The following is a 21,800-nucleotide window of genomic DNA, read 5'->3' on the forward strand; positions in this document are numbered from 1 at the left end:
CGCCAATTTGGCACGGCCAGCTTTGGATACTGTGGCTGCGCGCTGTCCGCCTGCCTTCCCGCTCAGCCGCCTGCCGGCGCCGCGCTTTGCACCTTGTCCTGCAGCGTAAAGATCTCGCCCGCGCGGGTCAGCACGGCATCACGTTGATGGAAGGCGTCCAGCGTCGAACGATGGCCGATCGACACGATCGTGGTGTCGGGCAGCTTGCGGTCGAGCAGGCGATACAGCGCGGCTTCGGAGGGCTCATCGAGCGAGGCGGTCGCTTCGTCGAGGAACAGGTATTGCGGCGCGTGTAGCAGCGCCCGCGCGATACCGAGGCGCTGCTGTTCGCCGAGCGAAAGCGTTCTATTCCAATGGCCGTGTTCGGCGAGTCGATCGGCGAGCGCCGGCAGGCCCACTTCCTTCAGCACTTCGCTGACCTGCGCGGGACTGAACGCGTCCGCCTCCGAGGGGTAGACGATCGCGGCCTGCAGTTCGCCGACCGGGAAGTATGGCCGCTGCGGCAGCATCATCAGCGTGGCATCGGCCGGGATCGCGATCGAGCCGGAGCCGAACGGCCAGATCCCTGCGATAGCGCGGAACAGCGTCGATTTGCCGGAGCCTGAGGGGCCGGCGATCAGGGTGCGTTCCTTGCCGCTGATGCTGAAGTCGTCGGCGGCGATCAAGGGCTGCCCGGCCGGCAGGCTCAGCTTCAGGTCGTCGAGATCGATGGCGTTGCCGGTGGTCGTCTTGCGCGCCACGCCGGGATTGCTGCGCAGCGTGTTGGCGTTGTGGATCGCGACCTCAAAGCCATCGAGACGGGCAACCACCGACTGCCATTCGGCCAGCGTGCGATACGCAGTGATGAAGAACGACAGCGAGTCCTGCACGCTGCTGAAGGCCGATGCGGTCTGCATCAGGCCCCCGAGTTGGACCTTGCCGGCGAAATAGGCCGGCGCGACCAGGATGTAGGGGAAGATGATCGAGGCCTGCGAGTAGCTGGCGGTGAACGCCGTCAGCTTCTTGGTCCGACTCATGATCCGCATGAAGTTCTCGGCAACTAGCCCGAAGCGCGACGCCAGCTTGCCACGCTCGGCCGGCTCGCCGCGCAGCAGCGCGATCTGCTCGGCATTCTCGCGCGCACGCACCAGATTGAACCGGAAATCCGCTTCGAACCGCTGCTGGCGGAAGTTCAGGTCAGCCAGCGGCGAGCCGATCCAGTGCGTCAAGGCGGTGCCGAGGATCGCATAGATCAGCGCGCCCCACACCAGATAGCCGGGGATCGGAATGTCGCGGCCGAACACGTGCAGCGGCGCTTCGTCGGACAGACCCCACAGGATCACCACGAAGGAGGCGAGGGTGACGACGGCGTTCAGCAGGCCCACGCCCAGCGCCAGCGTGCGCTCGACAAACAGCTGGGTATCTTCGGCGATACGCTGGTCGGGGTTGTCGGCGGCGTCGCCGAGCAGTTGCATCTTGTAGTGGTTGGCATCGTGCAGCCAATCGCCGAGATAGCGTTCGGTCATCCAGCGCCGCCAGCGGATCTGCAGCCACTGGTTGAGATACAGCTGATACACTTTCAGCGCGATCCAGATCGCCGCCAGCACGCAGAAGTAGCTGAGCTGATAGACGAAGACGTCGAAGTTCCGCTCCTGCAGCGCGTTGTAGAAGACGTTGTTCCAGCGATTGAACAGCACCGAAAGACCGACGACCGCGAGTTCGATGACCACCACCGCCGTCAGCAGCGTCCATCCCATGCGTTTGTCTTCGGATTTGAAGTAGGGAGCAGCGATCCGCCAGACGGTGGCGAGGGTGGATCGGATATTGGTCACAGGATGGGGTTCTCCGGATGCGGCGCCTCCGAGCGGAGACGCGCTAGACGAAAGTTGTAGGTAAAACGAACTACAACGGCTTGTCGCGCCCTCTTGTCGCACCCTAGCATGAAGCCAAAGGTGGGGGATGGTGGCTGGCCGATTTCGCGAGGTTGTGAGCGTCCGTTAGCTGCCGCTCACTGTCCCGCGCGCGACGCACTCCCTTCTCGAATACCGGCAGCCAAAAGCCGGCCGCTCAATCTCGAAGGGAGGAATTCGGATGTGGAATCAAATCTATGATCCGCTGGGAAGCGCGACGCTGTCGACCTTGGCGGCGGCGATCCCGGTGGTTACGCTGCTGGTGCTGATCGCCAGTGGCAAAGTGAAGGCACACCTCGCCGCCATCATCGCGCTGATCCTGGCCAATCTGATCGCGATCTTCGTGTTCACCATGCCGGCCAACATGTCGGTTCGCGCGTCGCTGCTTGGCGTGGTCACCGGCTTCTTCCCGATCGGCTGGATCGTCCTCAACGTCATCTTCCTCTATCGCATCACGGTCGAGACCGGCCGGTTCGAATTACTGCAACGGGCGATCGGCGGTGTCACCACCGATCGCCGGCTGCAGCTGCTGCTGATCGCCTTCGCGTTCGGCGCGTTCTTCGAGGGCGCCTCGGGCTTCGGCACGCCGGTGGCGATCACCGCCGCGATCCTGATCGGGCTTGGCTTCTCGCCGCTCGCCGCCTCAGGCCTGTCGCTGATCGCCAACACCGCGCCGGTGGCTTACGGCGCGCTCGGCACCCCGATCCAGGGCCTCGCCTCGGTGACCGGCCTCGATCCCTACACGCTCGGTGCGATGGTCGGCCGGCAATTGCCGTTCTTCTCGCTGCTGGTGCCGTTCTGGCTGATCTGGGCGTTCGCGGGTTTCCGCGGCATGATCCAGATCTGGCCGGCCATTCTGGTGACCGGCGTTGGCTTCGCGGTCCCGCAATTCGTGATCTCGAACTACATCAATCCGTGGATCGTCGACATCGGCGCCTCGCTGATCTCGATGGGCTGTCTGATCCTGTTCCTGAAGGTGTGGCAGCCGAAGGAGCTGTGGTTGTCGCCGAAGCTGCGCGGCAACGACGAGTCGGCCGCGACCATGAAGCCGCCGAAGCCGATGGACACCGCCAAGCTGAGTCAGGCGCAACTGTGGGGCGCGCTGCTGCCTTGGATCATCGTTTGTCTGGTGATGCTGATCTGGGGCACCGGCCTGTTCAAGAGCTGGGCGAACTCGATCTTCATCTGGAACTACCCGGTGCCTGAGCTCGACAAGATGATCTACAAAGTTCCGCCGGTCGCTGCCAAGCCGACGCCGGAGGGCGCGGTGTTCAGCTTCACCTATCTGTCGTTCACCGGCACCGGCATGTTGCTGGCGGCGCTGATCTCGGGCGTGCTGATGGGGATCTCGCCGGCCAAGATGGTCGTCGAATACGGCCGCACCATCCGGCTGTGCGCGATCTCGCTGATCACCATCTCGGCGATGCTGGCGATCGGCACGCTGACCCGGCTGTCCGGCGTCGACGCGACGCTCGGTCTCGCCTTCGCGGCGACCGGCGTGCTGTATCCGTTCTTCGGCACGCTGCTCGGCTGGCTCGGCGTGGCGCTGACCGGATCGGACACGGCCTCGAACGTGCTGTTCGGCAATCTGCAGAAGATCACCTCCGAACAGCTCGGCCTGTCGCCGATCCTGATGAGCGCCGCCAATTCGTCGGGCGGCGTGATGGGCAAGATGATCGATGCGCAATCGATCGTGGTGGCCTCGACCGCGACCAATTGGTACGGCCACGAAGGCTCGATCCTGCGCTACGTGTTCCTGCATTCGATCACGCTGGCCTGCCTGGTCGGCGTGCTGGTGATGCTGCAGGCCTACGTCTATCCGTTCACCGCGATGGTCCTGAAATAGCCATCCGGGACGGTGAAATTGCAAACCCCGCGGCGCGAGCCGCGGGGTTTGGCGTTTCAGGACGGTCGTCGTCGGTCTGGTCAAGCCGGCCGCGCGCGGGATACAGACGAGACATCACCACAGCACGCGAGGCAAAATGCGTTCGACTTCACTGCTGACATCCATTGCACTAGCCGCGGCATTCGTCGCCGGATCGACCGGGATGCTGCGGGCGCAGCCCGCCGGCGAGTTTCCGTTCGGTCTGGAGATGACGCTCGAAGCAGCGCCGAAGCCGGGCTCGAAGCGCATTCCGAACATCGAGATCGACGACAAGGGTGAGGCGCGGGTCGAACTGTGGTGCAAGGGCGGTACCGGGCAGTTCTCGGTGGCCGGAAATACCGTGATCTTCGTGCCGGGCTCGATCGACAACCGGGCCTGCCCGCCCGACCGCGCCCAGGCCGATGACGCACTGGTCGCGGCACTGTCGGCCGCGACGACATGGACGCGGCAGGGCGATTACCTCACGCTCTCGGGCGGCGAGACGCTGCGGTTTCGGCTGAATACCAACTAGTCAGACCAGCAGAACCTCTCCCCGTCATTGCGAGTGAAGCGAAGCAATCCAGCGGCGCCGTGCACCAGGCTGGATTGCTGGTCGCTTCGCTCCTCGCAATGACGAGAGTGGAGAGTCTTTTTCCAGAACAACTAGTCATCGTTGTCATTCCGGGCTCGCGCTGCGCGCGCCCCGGGATGACGGGTTTGAGGTTGGTGCCAGTCGCGGCTGCTAATCAGCCGCGTGGTCACCTAAGATCAAATCGGCGCACAGCGCAGCCGACTGAATCGCGCCGCTATGGCCGCCGATGCCTGAGTAGGATGAGGCGAGGTAGAGGCCGGGCAGCACGGTGCGCGGCGTGCGATAGGGCTTGCCGCTGCCGTCCGGTGGCAGTGGCGCGAAGCCATAGACCGAGCCTTCCGGCGCGCCGAGATATTGCTGCACCGACATCGCGACGTTGAACGAACTCGCCGTGACGGCGCCGGCGAGGCCCGGATAGAGACGATCGAGATTGTGGATGATCGCCTGCTGCCAGCGTGCACGCTTGGCGCGGTAGTCATCCTGCGACAGGCCGCTCCAGTTCGCGAGCCGGTCGGGGCCGACCACCGATAGGACGTAGGGCGGCGCCGGCACGCCGGAGTCGATCGCCGCGTAGTCGGCGAGCGCCAGCGGCGGCATCCGGTCGCCGGGCTCGTTCGCCATCAGGGCTTTGCCCTCCGCGTAGGACGCGAGTGTGCGCATCCAGTCCGGCAGCAACTGCGTAACGAAGCTGCTGACGCCAAATTCGCGCGGCGGGGCCGAGAGCCCGAGCGTCAACGCGAACAGCGAGAGCCCGAGCGGACGATCCGCGTAGCTGTCGGTCAGTCGCGCGGCCTGCGCCTCCGGCATCATCGCCGCCAGCGTCGCCGGCGCGGCGTTGCCGATGACGGTGGTCGCCTCGATGGTCTGCGGATCGCCGCCGTCGCGCGCCGTGTGGGTAATGCGGCTCGCCGCGCCGTCCTCGCCGATCTCGATGCCGCTGACGAAACGGCGAAGCAGCACATCGCCGCCGGCCTTGCGGATCGAGCGCGCGATCGCGCTCGACAGCCGCTGCGATCCGCCCTGCACGAAGCGCGCGCCGGCGAGCAGGAAGCCGCCCTGCATGATCGCGAACGGGACCCACCATTGCTGGGACGTGTCGTCGTGGACGTAAGAGAGATTGCCGGCGATCGCGCATTTCAGCGCTTCATTATCGCCGAACAGCGCCTGCAGCTTGTCGGCTAGCGATACCGACCAGTCGGAAAACTCCGGCGACAGCGCGAACACCGCATCGAGTCCACCGTCGCCAGCGGCGCTCGCCAGCCGCTGCATCTCGCTGAGGAAGCGGTCGATCGCGGCGGCCGCATCCGGGAAACGCGAGGTCAGCGCGGCGCGCGCGCCATCCAAACTGTCGGGCAGCACAAACGGGGTGCCGAGCGGACCGCCGCGAATCTCGTACAGCGCGCCGGCCGGAATCCACTGGACGCCGTCGAGCGCGCCGGCACGCGTCAGTGCGGCGTGTTTGGGATCCTGCGGGTGATGCGGGTCGCCGGTGAGATGCAGCGAGCCTTCGACGAACAGGTCGCCGACCTTGTAGCTCGAGGCGGCGCCGCCCACCGAATTGCTGCGCTCGATCACCACCACGCGGCGCCCGTCATGGGCAAGGATCGCGCCTGCCGTCAGCCCGCCGAGGCCGGCGCCAATCACCACTACGTCCGTGCGCGTCATTCAGTCGAGTTCCTGCCGCCGAGAAGGGCGCTTCATTGCTGCAACGCGGCGGCATGTCAAATGGCCGCCCGGGCGGGCGGCCGAGCCCGCTATGGCGACTGCCAGGTCGAGCTTTCGGAATCCCAGCGCTGGCCCTTCAGCTCCTTGGCCAGCGCCGCGACCGCGCCGCCATCGCTGCGGGGCTCAGCTTCCTCGTCGCCGGTTGAATCGTCATTAATGTTCAGCTTCGGGCCGGTGCTTTCGTCCGCCGTGGTGTCGGTCGGGTTACCGACCCACAGCAGCAGCTTGTCGGTCGTGCCCGGCTTGTCGGCGCTGACCATGGCCTCGACCTCGATGGTCTCGGTGAGCTGCAGCGAGGGGACCAGCGTGCTGGGCTTCTTGAAGGTCAGCTTCAGCTTGCCGGTATTGTCGTTCCAAGCCGAGGTGGCGAGCGTGGCGCCGAGTGTCTGCGACAGCACGCCGGCAACCGTGGTGGCGATTTTGTCGCGGTTCAGCTTGTCGCCGTCGCGCCAGCCGGCGGCCGGGAACAGGATGGTGCGGTCCATCTGGATGATGCCGTTGGTCCAGCCCGCGGCGGTCACGCCGGGGAAGGTCTTGGCCTTGGCGATCAGTGCCGGGGCGTGCGCCGGGTCGGTGGTCAGGTTGATCACCAGCGTGCCCGCGCGCAATGCGTCGCAGCCGACGCTGAGGCTCGACAAGGTCACTTCGAGATTCTGGCCCTTCAGCGTCTTCAGGAAGTCCGCCGCGGATTCCAGGCTGACCCGGATGCCGACGGCCTCCGGGGACACCTCGGTGAAATCCTTCGGCGCCGACGCGATGCTTTCGTCGCTCGACTGGTTCTCCAGATATTCCTTCTCCGAGAGATCCGAATTGTCGTTCGAGGCGATCTCGTGAACCGTGGTGCCGATGCTGATCTGGCCCTTGAAGTCGACGGTTTCGCCGTTCTGCTTCCGGGCGAGTTTCACCGTCACCGGGGCCTTGTCGCTGGTGGTCTGGGTGGTCCCGGTGAGGGCAGGGCCGTTGGCCTGCAAATTGGCGACGAAGCGATCCTTGTGGTCGGAACCCTTGGCGGGCGCGTAGCAAACGTCGAGCACCGCCGAGGTCACCACCCTGCCCTGGCGGGTTTCCTTCAGGATGACGTCGGCGCCGTCCATGAAGCCGTCGAGCGCGGTGAAATAGCGCGTCTCGGTCGTCGGCGCCCCCGCTTTTGGCGCTGCCTTGCTCTGGGCACGGGCCAAATCGGTCGCAGGCAGCAGCATCAGCAGGCTGAACAGGAGCGCGCGCATCGGGTGATTCCTCGCAGGATTCGTCGGGCTGGAAGCCTTGTTTGATTCGAAGTGGACCGAACCAAGGCCTGCGTAGCAAATCGCCGGGCATTCGCCAAAGAACATGGCGGCGTGGCGAGGGACGAAGTGGCCGCGGCTCATTGGAGGTGTTCCGTAGCGGCCGTTCGACATCAAAGTCGTCATCCCCGCGCATGCGGTGATCCAGTATCCCAGAGCGCTCGTGTTCACTTCCGCTGCTCTGGGATACTGGGTCGCCCGCCTTCGCGGGCGATGACGGGGAATTTGCGGGGCGGCCCGGGTGTCGATCCGGCGGCATCAATCGGCCCCAAAAACAACAAGGCCGCCCGGAGGCGGCCTTGCGTGATCGTTATCGGTCAGAGAAGCGCGGGCTTAGAAACCCATGCCGCCCATACCGCCCATGCCACCGCCGCCGGCCGGCATCGCCGGGGCGTCGGCCTTCGGCAGCTCGGCGACCATTGCTTCGGTGGTCACCAGCAGCGAGGCGACCGACGAGGCGTCCTGCAGCGCGGTGCGCACGACCTTGGCGGGATCGACGATGCCCTTGGCGAGCATGTCGACATAGTCCTCGGTCTGCGCATCGAAGCCGAACGTCTCCGACTTGTTCTCGAGGATCTTGCCGACCACGATCGAGCCTTCGACGCCGGCGTTCTCGGCGATCTGGCGGATCGGGGCTTCGAGCGCCTTCAGCACGATGTTGATGCCGGCCTGAACGTCGGCATTGTCGTTGCTGATGCGGCCGACGGCCTTCTTGGCGCGCAGCAGGGCGACGCCGCCGCCCGGGACGATGCCTTCCTGCACCGCGGCGCGGGTCGCGTTGAGCGCGTCCTCGACGCGGTCCTTCTTTTCCTTGACCTCGACCTCGGTCGCGCCGCCGACGCGGATCACCGCGACGCCGCCCGCGAGCTTGGCCAGACGCTCCTGCAGCTTCTCACGGTCGTAGTCCGAGGTGGTTTCCTCGATCTGCGCCTTGATCTGCGAGACGCGGGCCTCGATGTCCGGCTTCTTGCCGGCGCCGCCGACGATGGTGGTGTTCTCCTTGTCGATCACCACCTTCTTGGCGCGGCCGAGCATCTTGAGCGTGACGCTCTCGAGCTTGATGCCGAGCTCTTCGGTGATCAGCTGGCCGGCGGTCAGGATCGCGATGTCTTCGAGCATCGCCTTGCGACGATCGCCGAAGCCCGGCGCCTTGACGGCCGAGACCTTGAGGCCGCCGCGCAGGCGGTTCACCACCAGGGTCGCGAGCGCTTCGCCCTCGACGTCCTCGGCGATGATCAGCAGCGGCTTGCCCGACTGCACCACGGCTTCGAGCACCGGCAGCATCGACTGCAGGCCCGAGACCTTCTTCTCGTGCAGCAGGATGTAGACGTCGTCGAGCTCGACGGTCATCTTCTCGGCGTTGGTCACGAAGTAGGGCGACAGGTAGCCGCGGTCGAACTTCATGCCCTCGACGATGTCGACTTCGGTATCGAGCGACTTGTTCTCTTCGACGGTGATGACGCCCTCGTTGCCGACCTTCTGCATCGCCTGGGCGATCATCTTGCCGATCGGCGCGTCGCCGTTGGCCGAGATGGTGCCGACCTGGGCGACTTCGGCCGAGGAGGCGACCGGCTTGGCGCGCTTCTGGATGTCCTTGATCACGGCCTGAACCGCGATCTCGATGCCGCGGCGCAGATCCATCGGGTTCATGCCGGCGGCGACGGCCTTGGCGCCTTCGCGCACGATCGCCTGGGCCAGCACGGTCGCGGTGGTGGTGCCGTCACCGGCGAGGTCGTTGGTCTTCGAGGCGACCTCGCGCAGCATCTGCGCGCCCATGTTCTCGAACTTGTCGTCGAGCTCGATCTCCTTGGCGACGGTAACGCCGTCCTTGGTGATGCGCGGGGCGCCGAAGCTCTTCTCGATCAGCACATTGCGGCCCTTGGGGCCGAGCGTGACCTTCACGGCGTTGGCGAGGATGTCGACGCCGCGCAGCATCCGATCGCGCGCGTCTCCACCGAATTTGACGTCCTTGGCTGCCATTCAAGTCTCTCCTGATGTCTGGTGAAGGGTGATCAGCCGACCACGCCCATGATGTCCGACTCCTTCATGATCAGGAGTTCCTGGCCGTCCAGCTTGATCTCGGTGCCCGACCACTTGCCGAACAGCACGCGGTCGCCGGCCTTGACGTCGATCGGGATCAGCTTGCCGGCCTCGTCGCGGCCGCCCGGGCCGACGGCGACCACTTCGCCTTCCTGCGGCTTCTCCTTGGCGGAGTCCGGAATGATGATGCCGCCCTTGGTCTTGGTTTCGGCGTCGATGCGCTTCACCACGACGCGGTCATGGAGTGGACGAAAATTGAGCTTAGCCATGGGGAGATCCTGTACTGCGGGCTGGAGGTGCTCGGCTTCGAATGCCGGGTGGGTACGCGGGGCAAGAGTAGTCCGCGTTGTTGGCAATCGTGCTGCGAGAGTGCTAATTGTCCGTCCCGAATATGGCTTGCTGCAGTTCCTGTCAAGCTAAGGGCTCTGTCTTCAGTGCTTAAGAGCTTGGTGAGGTGGATGGTAGATTCTGGCGGCTGAATCGTTGCGCGGGATCTTCGCCGAACGCATTGCCTGACGCGGCATTTTGCGGTTGTGTGGCGAAGGGGCGCATGGGGATGTTCTCTCGGGGAGAAGTTATGATCAGTTCCAGCAACGCACGCGCGCCTCTGAATCTGGCGATGGCGTCCCTGATGGCTCTCGGCCTGGGCGCGTGCGGCAGCTTCGGCGGGTTCGGTGGATTCGGTGGCTCGCAGCCGGCCGAAATCGCGGAGCCGGCGCCGCCGCCGGAAGTTCCGGCAACCATCCGTTCCGAAGAGATCGTCGGGCGCTGGGGTCTTGCGTCGTATCAGAACCCCGCGGACCGCTCGCGGACCGAAAAGGCTGCTTTGTCGCAGTGCAAGAATCCCTACGTGATCGGCGCCGGCGCGACCGGCGGCGTGATCATGCATCTGGCCGATCAGGCGACGCCGCAGGAATTGCGGCTGAAGGGCTCGCCTGGGGGCAAGAACTATATCGGCCCCGCCGGACCGATCGGCGATCAGGACCGCGAGATCGTTTCGTTCGACGGCCGGGTTCTGGTGACGCGGTTCCTCGACAAGGATGCCGCCACCCGCTACGGCAATATGGTGTATGTGCGCTGTTCCCCGCGCGCCTGATTGCTGACCATCCGCCGGAGACGGGCTGACGCCATGAGGTCATGACTGCGCTGCGCCACCTCTGGGCCGGACCCGGACGTGCGGTCGTGGTATTGGCGTTTACCCAGATCCTGTGCTGGGGGATCCTGATCTATCCCCCCGTGCTGACGATGCCGCACCTCGTCGCGGATCGCGGCTGGACGCTGGCGTTCGGCATGGCCGGCTTTTCGCTGGCGCTGGTAATCTCCGGAATCATGTCGCCGATCGTCGGCGGGCTGATCGATCGCCACGGCGGCAACGTCGTGATGGCGCCCGGCGCACTGGTCGGCGCGCTCGGCATGGCGCTGCTGGCGACCACCGATGCCTGGCCGCTGTACTTTCTCGGCTGGGCGCTGCTCGGCGTCTCGATGGCTTCCAGCCTGTACGACCCTGCGTTCGCGACGCTGGCCCGGCTGTTCGGCAGCTCGGCGCGGCGACAGATCACCTTCGTGACGTTCGCGGGCGGTTTTGCCTCGACGGTCGGGTGGCCGGCGACGCATCTTCTGCTCGAGCACGTCGGCTGGCGAGGCACCTTTCTGGTGTTCGCGGCCGTGCTGGCCTTCGTCGTCGCGCCGCTGCACGGATTCGTCCTGCCTCGAGTGCCGGCTCGGTCCGAAGGGCCTGTCTCGTCGAACCCGCATCCGTTGCCGCAGCAGCCGCTGCGGCCGGAGGGGCGACCGTTCCTGCTGCTGGCGATGGGCTTCGCGTTGCATGCGCTGATCTTGTCCGGCGTCACCTCGAATCTGCTGGCGATGCTGGAGCGCGGCGGCCTGAGCGGCGCCGACGCGGTGATGGTCGGCGCGCTGTTCGGCCCGGCTCAGGTCGTGGCGCGGCTGATCGATTTTCTGTTCGGCGGCCGTATCCATCCGCTGTGGATCGCGCGCGGCGCCATCGCGCTGATGGGGGTGGCATTCGCGATGCTGGCCTTCGTCGGGGTGTCGTTCGCCGTTGCGGCGCTGTTCTGCATCGCGTTCGGCGCGGCCAATGGCGTGATGACGATCGCGCGCGGCAGCCTGCCGCTGCTGATGTTCGGGCCGGAGGGCTATGGCCGGGTGATCGGCCGGATCGCGCGGCCGGCGCTGTTCGTACAAGCCTCGGCGCCGTTCGTGGTCGCCACCGCGGTGGAGCGATTTTCGGATGCGGCGGTGATCGAGATCGGGATGCTGACGGCGCTGCTCGGAGTCGGCTGCTTCCTGCTGATCCACGCGCCGCCGCTGGCTGAGCGGCGATAGCGGCGCTGCCGACGCCCTAGAAAAAACACGAGAGCCCCGGTTCTGGTGATCAGAACCGGGGCTCTCGGAATTCGTCGGATCGCTTGCGACGGATCAGTTGAACATCGCGTCGATGTCGTCCTGCGAGGCGTGGCCGTCGTCGCCCAGCGCGCGCGGGCCATTGAGCAGCTTGGCGTCGCCTTCGCGGGTATCGACCACCGGAGGCACGTGCGCCTTGATGGCGTCGACGCCGCCCCAGATGTCCATCATCACCACGATGTGGTGCTCGATGAACTTCATGGTCTGCATCACCTTGCTGATGCGCTGGCCGGTGAGGTCCTGGAAGTTGCAGGCCTCGAAGATCGAGATCACGCGCTCCTGAATTTCTTCGCTCAGCGCCTTCTGCTGGTCGGCCGACGTCACCTTGCCGAGCGCAGTGGCTGCCTGATCGATCGCTTCGGCTGCTTCGAGGATCTGCTGGGTCGCTTCCTCGGTGCCGCCGACCACGGCGCCGAGTTCGCCGTTGACCTTGGCCATCTCCTCGCCGCTGAAGCTCTTGGTGTGCAGCACCGCGATCTCGCGCTTGGTCTGGTCGATCGCGTTGTGGATCAGGTCGAGCTCGACCTTCAGCTTTTCGCACTGTTCGATCTGGGCGCGATACTGCGCCAGCAGGGCCCGCGCCTCGGCGACTTCGTCCGCCGTGGAGGCTTCGATTTCCTGAGTGCCGATGCCGCTGGCCATGATCGGTTGGCCGCCACCGACGATCTGGGCGCGGATCGCGCGGAGTTCCGACATGATGTCGTGGTGAGTCGGACCGGAGTCACAGTCGATCGGTGCAAGCGGCGGAGCGCTACCGAGCGTGAGTTCTTCGATCCGGAAGCGCTTGCGTTGGATTGACATCGGCTCATCCCGTTTTCAGGCAATACTTCTTTGTAGTGCCATCTCTTTAACGGTGCGTTGCTGCTTGGAACTAACAGTTGGTTGAGATTTGCAATGCAAATACACACTGTTAACCATGGCTCGCCGGCATTTATTGAAAATAAACGCTGTCCGCAGGTTTGGCGCTGTTTCGCGTCGTGGTGAATCCCTGCGGCGCTTTCGTTTACCAAACCGATCCGGTTTTGGTTTCTGATCCGTTGCGTTCACCGGCGCCTTTGGGCGCATTCCGACGAAACAGTTCAGAGTACGTCGATGTTCAGGAAAACCACGCTTACTTTGCTGACCAGTGTGTCATGCCTGGTCGCCGGGCTGCCGATCGCCTCGGCCTACGAGATGCAGTCGTCCGCCCCGACCGTGATCTACGGAGCGCCGCAGGTGCCGCAGCCGGTGCCGGTCCGCACCGCCTCGGCCCAGCGCGGCAACATGGGCGGCGGCTTCATCGAGTTTCTGTTCAGTGACGGCGACCAGCCGGCGCGGCCGCAATATTACGAGCCGGAGCAGTCGTACTATCAGGGACGTCGCGGCCAGCCGCTGCCGCCGATGGACCCACAGATGCAGGGCATGCGGCAGCCCGAGGCGATCGATCCGGCGCGTCCGGCGTTCGATCCGAAATACGAAAAGCAGGTGGTCGAGTATCACGGCGAGGAGAAGCCGGGCACGATCGTGGTCGATACGCCCAACAAGTTTCTCTATCTCGTGCAGGGCGACGGCCGCGCGCTGCGCTACGGCATCGGCGTCGGCCGGCCGGGCTTCACCTGGTCGGGCGTCAAGACCATCTCGGCCAAGCGCGAGTGGCCGTCCTGGACACCGCCCAAGGAAATGCTGGCGCGCCGTCCCGATCTGCCGCGCTTCATGGAAGGCGGACCGGAAAATCCGCTCGGTGCCCGCGCGATGTATCTGGGCTCGTCGCTGTATCGCATCCATGGCTCCAACGAGCCGTGGACGATCGGCACCAACGTGTCGTCGGGCTGCATCCGGATGCGCAACGAGGACGTCATCGACCTCTACGGCCGCGTCAATGTCGGCGCGCGCGTCGTCGTGATCTGAGCGCCAGCCGATATCATCCTGATACGACAACGGCCGCGCTCGGGCGGCCGTTGCTCTTTACATCGCGTGGAAGGCGACGGCGGTGGCGTCAGGCGAAGTCGCTGTCGCCACCGCCGTCGAAGCCGTCGTCCATATCGTCCTGATCGTAGCCGGCATCCGCCGTACGGTCGTAGTCGCCGCTGCGATCGTCATCGTCGTTCGAACCCTGCTGATCGAGCGCGCCGTAGCGCGAGCTGGCGTCATCGACACCGCCGCGTTGCGAGCCGATATCGCCGAGGCCGGCCTGCTGCGCCAGGCTGCCGCCGGACTGATCACCACTGCCGCCCCATGGGTTGAGGCCGCCGAGGCCGGACTGATCGGCCATGCTCTGGTGGCCGCCGCCGCCCATCATGCCGCGGATGCTGGAGAGCAGCAGCGAACCGCCGACCACGCCGGCTGCCGCGGCCGCCGCCGTACCGAGGAACGAGCCACCGCCCCCGCCGACCGGCGAGGGGGCGCCGCCGCCGAACGGTCCGCCGAAGCCGCCTTGCTGAGGAGGCGCGTATTGCCCGGCGCCCATCTGCTGCTGGCCCATCGGCGGCTGCTGGCCGAGCACCTGCCCGGTATTCCACGCCGGTCGGCTGCTGCCGTAACCGGGCGGCGGAACGTTGGGGACCGAACCGCGCGTCTGATTCTGATTCGGGTTCTGGCCGAAGATCGCGTCGCGCATGGTGTCGAGGAAGCCACTGCCCTGATTGCCATCGGGCTGCCGCTCGCCGGCTTCGAGTTGCTGGATGCGGTCGTGCGCGCGCTTCAGCGCTTCGTCCTGCACCAGCACCGTCTGCACCAGCCCATAGACCGCATTCGGCGCCAGCCGCAGCCCCTGCGCGATCGCAGCCGCAGCGTCGGGATCGCGCGGTGCGGATTCGAGGCGGGCCAGCCGTTCGAACAGATCGTCCACAAGCTGACGTTCTTGCGGTGTCATGATGGTCTCCCTCAGGATCCGTTGCTCCGCGCGCTGCGGCTCGCGGGATGCGGCGCTGCGCGCGTGAGTGCTGAAAAATGTAGGGAGGCGGCTGGGCCGCAATAAGTCCCGGCTGGATTAATTTTCGGTAGGAGACGGGGCGCCCGGTCCGGATGCTTTGCCGGATCGTCGCAGCAGCGTCACATTGTGCGCCGCCAGCAGCGCAGGGAAGCGGCCGCCTGCGAGAAAGTCGTGTTCGCGCGCGCGCTGATCGGTGAACGGATCGAGGCTGATCAGCAGGTCGTCGACGAATCCGGGATGGCACATCACCAGCCCGCCATCCGGCAGTCCGTCGAGAAACGATGCCATCAACGTCTCGAAGTCGGTCTCGCGTGCGAAGTCATAGGCGCCGGCAAAACCCGGGTTGTACGCGAGGCCGGCGTGGGCGGCGCGCTTGCGGAACGGTCCGCTGAGCGTGTCCAGCAGCAGCGCCTTCGGTGCGCCGAGCCGCTGCGCCAGCGGCTGCGAGCGCCCGCATTGGCGCACCCAGGCGTGTGGGGCCAGCGCCTTCACGGCGCCGACGAAGGCATCGCGGACTTGCGGGAACAGCTGCACATGCTGATGACCGTCGACGTAGTCCGGCATCCGGCCGAAGCGTTCGGCGAAGGCTTCGAGCTGCGCGGTGAGTTCGGTCGCGATAATGGCGCGGTCGTGCCGCCGCAGCAGGCTGCCGCGCAACTTGCGGCCGAGCGGCAAGAAGATCCCGCCATGCAGCGGATGATAGTGCATGGTCAGCGGCGAGAACGGCGCCGTCAGCGTGGCATGCAGTCCGATCGCGCAATCGGCCGCGGTTGCGACCTCCTGCAGGGCCTCGACCTCTGCGCGATCGATCGCGGGGCCGACCATCATCACCGACGTCGCGTTGATCCGCCGGTTGGCGATCAGATCGCGGATTGCGCGGTTGACGCCGGGGCTGATGCCGTAATCGTCGGCGCACAGCCAGATCCGGCGCGGCGCGGTCTCGCTCATTCGGCCGCGGATTGTTCGGAATGTGCGGCGCCCTCGATCGGGCCCGCCTGCCGGACGCTGTGCTCGGCGACGAAGTAGATCGGCCGCGCCTTCAGCTCGGACAGGATTTTGCCGATATACTCACCGACGATGCCGATCATCAAAAGCTGAACGCCACCGATCGTCATCATGCCGACCATCAGCGACGGATAGCCCGGCACCGATTTGCCGTTGGCCCAGGTCTCCCACAGGATCGACAGGCCGAACAGGAACGCACCGAGCGCCAGCAGGGCGCCGAGCAGGCTGGCGATGCGCAGCGGCGCCACCGAGAACGAGGTCAGGCCTTCGATCGACAGGCCGATGAGCCGGCCGGTGCTGAAGGTGCTGAAGCCATGCGAGCGCGGCTCCGGTTCGTAGTCGACGCGGAACTGCCGGAAGCCGATCCAGCTCGCCAGCCCCTTGAAGAAGCGGTTGCGCTCGGGAAGCTGCTTGAGTGCCGCGGCCGCGCGCGGCGACAGCAGGCGGAAGTCGCCGGCGTCCTCCGGAATCGGCTGCCGCGCGCCCCAGTTGATGAGCGCGTAGAAGCTGCGCACCGCAGCGCGGCGGAGCCGCGGCTCGTTATCGCGATGCGCCTTGGCGGTGTAGACGACGTCGTAGCCGTCATCGATCCAGTGCGAGACCAGCTTTTCGGCGAGTTCGGGTGCATGCTGCCCGTCGCCGTCCATGAACAGTACGGCGCCGCGCCGGGCATGATCGAGGCCGGCGAGCAATGCGGCTTCCTTGCCGAAATTGCGCGACAGCGACACCACCTGCACGTCGATGCCGTCGGCCGGAAGATCGCGGGCGATGCTGAGCGTCGCGTCGGCACTGCCGTCGTCGACATAGACCACTTCGCAGACGAGGCCATAACGCTTGCGTAGCGTCGCGGACAGCGCCGCCAGCCGCTCGTGCAGCGCCTGCAGCCCGCCGGCTTCATTGAACACCGGCACCACGATCGACAGCCCCAGCGCGACGGAGTTCGCACCGGCGTTCAGGCCTGACAGGTCGCTCCCCATCTTCATCGCTCGGTTCCGGCTTCGCTCTGTGTCCAGTTCGTCGAAGATCTAACTATCCAGCATCATATGGTGACAACGCGGCACTGTCGCCATCGGCGACGGAACCACGCCGGAGGATTATTGAAGCAGGAAAGCTTCAAGTTTGCTGAACAGCGGATTGTCCTTGTCGAACACGTAGTCCAGCGAGGCGACCGACACGGTGTCGGCGCCATGCTCGCGCAGGAAGCTGCCGAGGCCATAGAGTTGCGCCGGCGGGCAGTGCAGCGTCAGCATGCCCGATGAGGTCGGACCGCCGAACGGCGACACCACGCCGAACCGTTGATGCGCTTCGGCCAGCAGGGCGTCGTTGCAGCCGGCGAAGCGGGTGCGGACTTCCTTGTATTTGGAAGCGCGGGCGCGCGACGCGATCTGGTCGAGGATGACGCGCGCGGTTTCACGGGCGTCGGCGGACCAGTCGGCCTCGCGGGAGGCGACCAGATTGGCCTGGCTGCGCAGCATCACGCCGTCGTCCAGCACCTTGAGCCCGTTGGCCGCGAGCGTCGCGCCGGTGGTGGTGATGTCGACGATCATCTCGGCGGTGCCGACCGCGGGCGCGCCCTCGGTGGCGCCGGCGCTCTCGACGATCCGGTAGTCGACGATGTTGTGCTGCGCGAAGAAGCCGCGGGTCAGGTTGATGTACTTCGTCGCCACCCGCATCCGGCGATTGTGCTGAGCGCGAAAGCCGGTCGAGACGTCGTCGAGATCCGCCATGGTACGGACGTCGATCCACGCCTGCGGCACCGCGACGACCACATTGGCGTAGCCGAAGCCGAGCCCGTCGAGCAGCAGCACGCGCTTGTCCGCCTCGGCGATGTTCTCGCGGAGCAGGTCTTCGCCGGTGACGCCGAAATGCACCGAGCCGCGGGCCAAATTGGCGGCGATCTCGCTGGCCGACAGATACGCGACCTCGACATTGGCGAGACCTGAGATCGTGCCGCGATAGTCGCGCGCGCCGCCGGGCTTGGTCAGCGCCAGGCCGGCGCGGGCGAAGAACGCTTCGGCGTTTTCCTGCAGGCGGCCCTTGGAGGGGACCGCGAGAACGAACGGCGCGCTCATGCGGCACCTCCGGTGGTCTGGGTCATCGCTTCGATCCAGATCGAGAAGCCGACGGCGGGGATGGGGGCGCTCGCGCCGAGCTGGCTCATCAGCCCGTCATAGCGGCCGCCGGCGACCAGCGGATCGTCGCCATTGCCGACGCGGTGCAGTTCGAATTCGAAGCCGGTGTAGTAATCGACGCCGCGGCCGAACGAGGTCGAGAACCGGACCTTGGCGAGATCGATGCCGCGCTCGGCCATGAAACCGATCCGGGCTTCGAACTGATCGATCGCAGGATCGATCGCCAGTTTGGCGTCGGTCGCGAGGCTGCGGAGCTGTTTCAGCGCGTCGGTGGGGACGCCGCTGATGGCAAGGAAGCGCTGGATCTTCTGCAGCGCGTCGCGGGGCAGCGCGCCGCTCTTCAGCGTCGATTGCTCGAGGAAGCGGTCTGCGATCTCGGCGACCGAGCGTCCGCCGAGCGTGGTGGCGCCGGCGATCGACATCAGGTCGGTGACCAGCGCCAGCGCCGCCTTGCGGTCGGAGCCCGCGAGCGCCGCCAGCACGCCCTCATATTCATTGCCGCCGGAGGGAGCCAGCGTCAGCCGCTCGAGATCCTGGGCGAGGCTGACCTGGCGGTTGAAATCCTTCATCAGCCGCCGCCGCCAAACCGGCATCAGGTCGAGCGCATCGATCAGCGCAGCGAACAGCGCGACGTCGCCGGTGCGGATGTCGACGTCCGACACGCCAAACGCCGCGGTCGCCTGTAGGCCGAGCGCCAGCATCTCGGCATCGGCCGCGGCGCGGTCCTGCCGGCCGAAGGATTCGAGGCCCGCCTGCAGGAACTCGGTCGGCTTGCCGCTGCGCTGGCGGAACACCGGGCCGAGATAGCAGAACCCGGCGGGCCGGCCGGCTTCGGCCGAGGCCAGATAATCCCGCGCCACCGGGATGGTCAGGTCGGGTCGGAGGCACAGCTCCTCGCCGCTGGCGTCGGTGGTCAGGTAGAGGCTCTTGCGGATGTCCTCGCCCGAAAGGTCGAGAAACGGGTCGGCGGGCTGCAGGATCGGCGGCTCGGCGCGGACATAGCCGGCCTGAGCAAACGATTGCAGCAGCGCCTCCGCCCACGCGGCGGATCCGGTCGCGCCAGCGGCGGCGGTCTTGGTCATTGTCGAAATTCCTGCGATCCCGGGCAGGGGAGGGTCAAAATCGGTGTCGGCGCAGCCCTTAGCATGGCCGAATGACAGTTTCGACCGTCATTGGAGTGTTGCGCGAAGGCCGTTGGGAGATGATGGTCGAATGTTACCTAGATACCGTCCGGGCCCGTCCAGTCGCCGACCACGGCCTGCACCAGCGCCAGAGCGGCGACAGCCGCGGTGTCGGCCCGCATGATCCGGGGACCAAGCGCCAGCCGGAGGATGCGGGGCTGACGGAGCAGCAGGTCGCGTTCGTCGGCCGAGAAGCCGCCCTCGGGGCCGACCAGGAGGTCGAGTCCCTGGGCCGCTCCAGCGCGGGCCCCCTGCAACGCGGCGACCGGATCGGCAATTTCGGCATCCTCGTCGCAGAACACCAGCAGGCGCGGCCCGTCGGCCCGCTGCGCCAGATAACGCTCCAGCCCGAGGGGCTCCTCGACGCCGGCGATGCTGAGGATGCCGCATTGCTCGGCGGCTTCGATGACGTTGGCCCGCATCCGCTCGGTGTTGAGCCGGTGCACCTGGGTGTGCTGCGTGAGCACCGGCTGCAGCCGGCCGGCGCCCATTTCCACAGCCTTTTGAGCCATATAGTCCAGCCGCGCATGCTTCAGCGGGGCGAACGCATAGGTCACATCCGGCAGCCGGTCCTGTGGGCGGGTCTGCTCGGCCACCTCCAGTGCGTCGGGCCGCTTGCGCCCCGCCATGACGGCCCGCCATTCACCGTCGCGGCCGTTGAAGGCGAGCACCGGCGCCCCGGCGCCGAGCCGGAGGACATTGCCGAGATAATTGCTCTGGTCGCGTTCCAGAGGCACGCGGGCGCCGGCGGCGAGGTCGGCATCGACGAACAGCCGGGGGCTGCGAAAATCGTATCGTGACATGACGTTTCTCAGCGCCGTTCTAGTTCAAAGGTCCAGCAAAATCAGCAGCTAAACGTGGCGAACCGCCGCGCTGCCGCCCTATTCCACGGGTTGTTAAGGCCCGATGGGAATCGTAAAAGGCGCGGGGCGGTCATTTGGGCGCCGCGCCTGACGTTGGTCTGGGTCTCCTGCGAGATCCTTTCCGATTTTCGGGGACCCTTATGGATCCTTATGGACTCTTGGGGACCATCGAACCTTGCCGGAGGAGCAGCCTTGATCATCCGCCGTTTGATTGTGCCGACGGTCGCCGCCGTCATCACGATGCATAGCCTGCCGGTGCATGCGGAAAGCGCGTTTCCGGCGCCGCTGCCCAATCAGGCCGCATCACCGTTTCCGGCTCCGCTGCCGAACGAGAGCGCATCCTCGCCATTCCCGGCGCCGCTGCCGAACAAGTCGGCGGCTCCCGCCGCCACGGCCCAGCCCTCGCCGTTCCCGCCGGTCGGAGCCACAGGGGCGTTCCCGGCCGCTGGCGCCGCGCCGATCGCGGGTGGGGGAGGGGGCTTTGCGCCTCCGCCGCAAGCGGCCCCGATGGGACAGCAGGCCGGCGGCGGCGAAGAGTGCATGAACGAATTCGTCAAGCTGCGTCAGGAAGCCGAGAAGCGCGGCGCCGCGATTCAGGCCGCCGGCAAGCGCAAGGCCCCGGCCGCCGAAGCCTGCAAGCTGATCACCGCCTTTGCGGCCTCGGAAACCAAGATGATCAGCTATGTGGTGACCAACGCGAAGCGTTGCGGCATCCCGGGCGAAATCGCCGACCAGTTGAAGAAGGGTCATCAGAATACCAGCGGCATGCAGAAGAAGGTCTGCGATATCGCGTCCCAGCAGCAGCAGCGTGGTCCTGCCGGTCCGAGCCTCGCCGACGTCCTCGGATCGTCGACGGCGGCGCCTGAGGCGAACAGCTCGGCCAAGAAGTTCGGCGGCACCACCTTCGATACGCTGAACGGAAACGTGCTGCAGCGATGACCGGCCTCCCGATCACCGGCGCAACGGCGCCGGTTGCCGATTCGACCGGCAACTGGGTCGACAGCCATGCGCCGGAATGGTCGCGGCCGTATCTCCGTCTCGCCCGGTTCGATCGCCCGATCGGCTCCTGGCTGTTGTTGATGCCGTGCTGGTGGGCGGCCGCGCTGGCGGCCGGCATCGCCCGCGATCTCAGCCAACTGCCGCTGGTCTGCGCGCTGTTCTTCATCGGCGCATTCGTGATGCGCGGCGCCGGCTGTACCTGGAACGACATCACCGACCGCGATCTCGACGGCAAGGTCGAGCGGACGCGGTCGCGGCCGATTCCGTCAGGTCAGGTGACGGCGAAGCAGGCCGCCGCCTTCATGGTGATGCTGTGCCTCATCGGCCTTGCGGTACTCATTCAGTTCAACGCCTTCGCGATCGCCACCGGCATCGCCTCGCTGATCATCGTCGCCGCCTATCCGTTCATGAAGCGGATCACCTACTGGCCGCAGATCGTGCTCGGGCTCGCCTTCTCGTGGGGCGCGCTGATGGGCTTCGCCGTCACCTTCGCGCGGCTCGATCTCGTGCCTTTCGTGCTTTACGCGGGCTCGATCGCCTGGGTGGTCGGCTACGACACCATCTATGCGCATCAGGACGCCGAGGACGATCTGCTGGTCGGTATCAAGTCGACCGCATTGCTGTTCGGCGCCAAGACCAAGACGGCGCTGTCGGTGCTTTACGCGCTTGCGGTGACGCTGATCGGAACCGCCTTGTGGTTGGCGCATTCCGGCTGGATCGCCTGGATCGGCCTCGCGGTGTTCGCGGCGCATCTGGCGTCGCAGATCGTCCGGCTCGATATCAGCAACTCGCCGCTGTGCCTGAAGCTGTTCAAGTCGAACCGCGACGCCGGGCTGTTGCTGTTTATCGGCCTCGTCGGCGACGCCGTTGCGCGGACGATGATGGCGTAGCG

At 66.2% G+C, this 21,800-nt stretch carries 19 protein-coding genes; 7 read left to right on the forward strand and 12 right to left on the reverse strand.

The features are described from left to right. Positions 1 to 62: 62 nt before the first annotated feature. Entirely contained in the window at positions 63 to 1,811 is a 1,749-nt protein-coding gene (locus ACFFJ6_RS17505; RefSeq protein ID WP_378390118.1) for an ABC transporter ATP-binding protein/permease, read from the reverse strand. Positions 1,812 to 2,070: 259 nt separating this feature from the next. Here ACFFJ6_RS17505 and ACFFJ6_RS17510 point away from each other — a divergent pair, with 259 nt between their 5' ends. After that, positions 2,071 to 3,735: an L-lactate permease gene (locus ACFFJ6_RS17510; RefSeq protein WP_378390120.1), complete on the forward strand. Its 1,665-nt coding sequence runs from the start codon at positions 2,071 to 2,073 to the stop codon at positions 3,733 to 3,735. 136 nt (positions 3,736 to 3,871) lie between these two features. Next, positions 3,872 to 4,285 carry an META domain-containing protein gene (locus tag ACFFJ6_RS17515; protein ID WP_378390122.1) on the forward strand — a complete coding sequence of 138 codons (414 nt, stop codon included), beginning with the start codon at positions 3,872 to 3,874 and terminating at the stop codon, positions 4,283 to 4,285. Positions 4,286 to 4,495: 210 nt separating this feature from the next. Here the strand turns inward: ACFFJ6_RS17515 and ACFFJ6_RS17520 are convergent, their stop codons facing one another. The 4 genes from ACFFJ6_RS17520 to groES form a co-directional block, all read right to left on the reverse strand. Further along, positions 4,496 to 6,010 carry a phytoene desaturase family protein gene (locus ACFFJ6_RS17520; protein WP_378390124.1) on the reverse strand — a complete coding sequence of 505 codons (1,515 nt, stop codon included), beginning with the start codon at positions 6,008 to 6,010 and terminating at the stop codon, positions 4,496 to 4,498. Between the two features lie 89 nt (positions 6,011 to 6,099). Continuing rightward, entirely contained in the window at positions 6,100 to 7,296 is a 1,197-nt protein-coding gene (locus ACFFJ6_RS17525) for a hypothetical protein (protein ID WP_378390126.1), read from the reverse strand. A gap of 390 nt (positions 7,297 to 7,686) precedes the next feature. Next, entirely contained in the window at positions 7,687 to 9,333 is a 1,647-nt protein-coding gene (groL, locus tag ACFFJ6_RS17530; protein WP_378390128.1) for a chaperonin GroEL, read from the reverse strand. A 32-nt stretch (positions 9,334 to 9,365) separates the two neighbouring features. Then, a complete protein-coding gene (groES, locus tag ACFFJ6_RS17535) occupies positions 9,366 to 9,662 on the reverse strand; it encodes a co-chaperone GroES (protein ID WP_011440733.1) in 297 nt (98 codons plus the stop codon). Between the two features lie 308 nt (positions 9,663 to 9,970). Between groES and ACFFJ6_RS17540 the strand changes: the two genes are divergently transcribed. Together ACFFJ6_RS17540 and ACFFJ6_RS17545 are read left to right on the forward strand one after the other, a co-directional pair. Next, positions 9,971 to 10,489, forward strand: a complete 519-nt coding sequence (locus tag ACFFJ6_RS17540; RefSeq protein ID WP_378390131.1) for a hypothetical protein — start codon at positions 9,971 to 9,973, stop codon at positions 10,487 to 10,489. A 41-nt stretch (positions 10,490 to 10,530) separates the two neighbouring features. Continuing rightward, complete coding sequence (locus tag ACFFJ6_RS17545; protein ID WP_378390133.1) at positions 10,531 to 11,739, forward strand: MFS transporter; 1,209 nt, start codon at positions 10,531 to 10,533, stop codon at positions 11,737 to 11,739. Positions 11,740 to 11,832: 93 nt separating this feature from the next. On the opposite strand, the gene ACFFJ6_RS17550 is transcribed toward ACFFJ6_RS17545, so the two are convergent. Beyond that, positions 11,833 to 12,618 carry a protein phosphatase CheZ gene (locus ACFFJ6_RS17550; RefSeq protein WP_378390135.1) on the reverse strand — a complete coding sequence of 262 codons (786 nt, stop codon included), beginning with the start codon at positions 12,616 to 12,618 and terminating at the stop codon, positions 11,833 to 11,835. A gap of 291 nt (positions 12,619 to 12,909) precedes the next feature. Here ACFFJ6_RS17550 and ACFFJ6_RS17555 point away from each other — a divergent pair, with 291 nt between their 5' ends. Then, positions 12,910 to 13,704 carry a L,D-transpeptidase gene (locus tag ACFFJ6_RS17555; RefSeq protein WP_378390137.1) on the forward strand — a complete coding sequence of 265 codons (795 nt, stop codon included), beginning with the start codon at positions 12,910 to 12,912 and terminating at the stop codon, positions 13,702 to 13,704. A gap of 88 nt (positions 13,705 to 13,792) precedes the next feature. Here the strand turns inward: ACFFJ6_RS17555 and ACFFJ6_RS17560 are convergent, their stop codons facing one another. The 6 genes from ACFFJ6_RS17560 to ACFFJ6_RS17585 form a co-directional block, all read right to left on the reverse strand. Then, positions 13,793 to 14,668 carry a DUF2076 domain-containing protein gene (locus ACFFJ6_RS17560; RefSeq protein WP_378390139.1) on the reverse strand — a complete coding sequence of 292 codons (876 nt, stop codon included), beginning with the start codon at positions 14,666 to 14,668 and terminating at the stop codon, positions 13,793 to 13,795. Positions 14,669 to 14,785: 117 nt separating this feature from the next. After that, a complete protein-coding gene (locus ACFFJ6_RS17565) occupies positions 14,786 to 15,676 on the reverse strand; it encodes a ChbG/HpnK family deacetylase (protein ID WP_378390141.1) in 891 nt (296 codons plus the stop codon). Beyond that, positions 15,673 to 16,716 (reverse strand): glycosyltransferase family 2 protein, encoded by a 1,044-nt coding sequence (locus ACFFJ6_RS17570; protein ID WP_378390143.1) that lies wholly within the window; start codon positions 16,714 to 16,716, stop codon positions 15,673 to 15,675. The genes ACFFJ6_RS17565 and ACFFJ6_RS17570 overlap by 4 nt, the downstream gene beginning before the upstream one ends. A gap of 111 nt (positions 16,717 to 16,827) precedes the next feature. After that, on the reverse strand, positions 16,828 to 17,805 hold the full coding sequence (gene hisG / locus ACFFJ6_RS17575) for an ATP phosphoribosyltransferase (protein WP_378390146.1): 978 nt from the start codon (positions 17,803 to 17,805) through the stop codon (positions 16,828 to 16,830). Then, positions 17,802 to 18,947, reverse strand: a complete 1,146-nt coding sequence (locus ACFFJ6_RS17580) for an ATP phosphoribosyltransferase regulatory subunit (protein ID WP_378390148.1) — start codon at positions 18,945 to 18,947, stop codon at positions 17,802 to 17,804. Before ACFFJ6_RS17580 ends, hisG begins: the two co-directional genes overlap by 4 nt. 137 nt (positions 18,948 to 19,084) lie before the next feature. Further along, positions 19,085 to 19,849, reverse strand: a complete 765-nt coding sequence (locus ACFFJ6_RS17585; RefSeq protein WP_378390150.1) for a 16S rRNA (uracil(1498)-N(3))-methyltransferase — start codon at positions 19,847 to 19,849, stop codon at positions 19,085 to 19,087. Between the two features lie 252 nt (positions 19,850 to 20,101). Between ACFFJ6_RS17585 and ACFFJ6_RS17590 the strand changes: the two genes are divergently transcribed. Both ACFFJ6_RS17590 and ubiA read left to right on the forward strand, forming a co-directional pair. Beyond that, on the forward strand, positions 20,102 to 20,848 hold the full coding sequence (locus tag ACFFJ6_RS17590; RefSeq protein ID WP_378390209.1) for a hypothetical protein: 747 nt from the start codon (positions 20,102 to 20,104) through the stop codon (positions 20,846 to 20,848). Next, on the forward strand, positions 20,845 to 21,798 hold the full coding sequence (gene ubiA / locus ACFFJ6_RS17595) for a 4-hydroxybenzoate octaprenyltransferase (RefSeq protein WP_378390152.1): 954 nt from the start codon (positions 20,845 to 20,847) through the stop codon (positions 21,796 to 21,798). Before ACFFJ6_RS17590 ends, ubiA begins: the two co-directional genes overlap by 4 nt. Positions 21,799 to 21,800 lie beyond the last annotated feature (2 nt).

Source organism: Rhodopseudomonas telluris, assembly GCF_042432815.1.
Classification (GTDB): Bacteria; Pseudomonadota; Alphaproteobacteria; order Rhizobiales; family Xanthobacteraceae; genus Rhodopseudomonas; species Rhodopseudomonas telluris.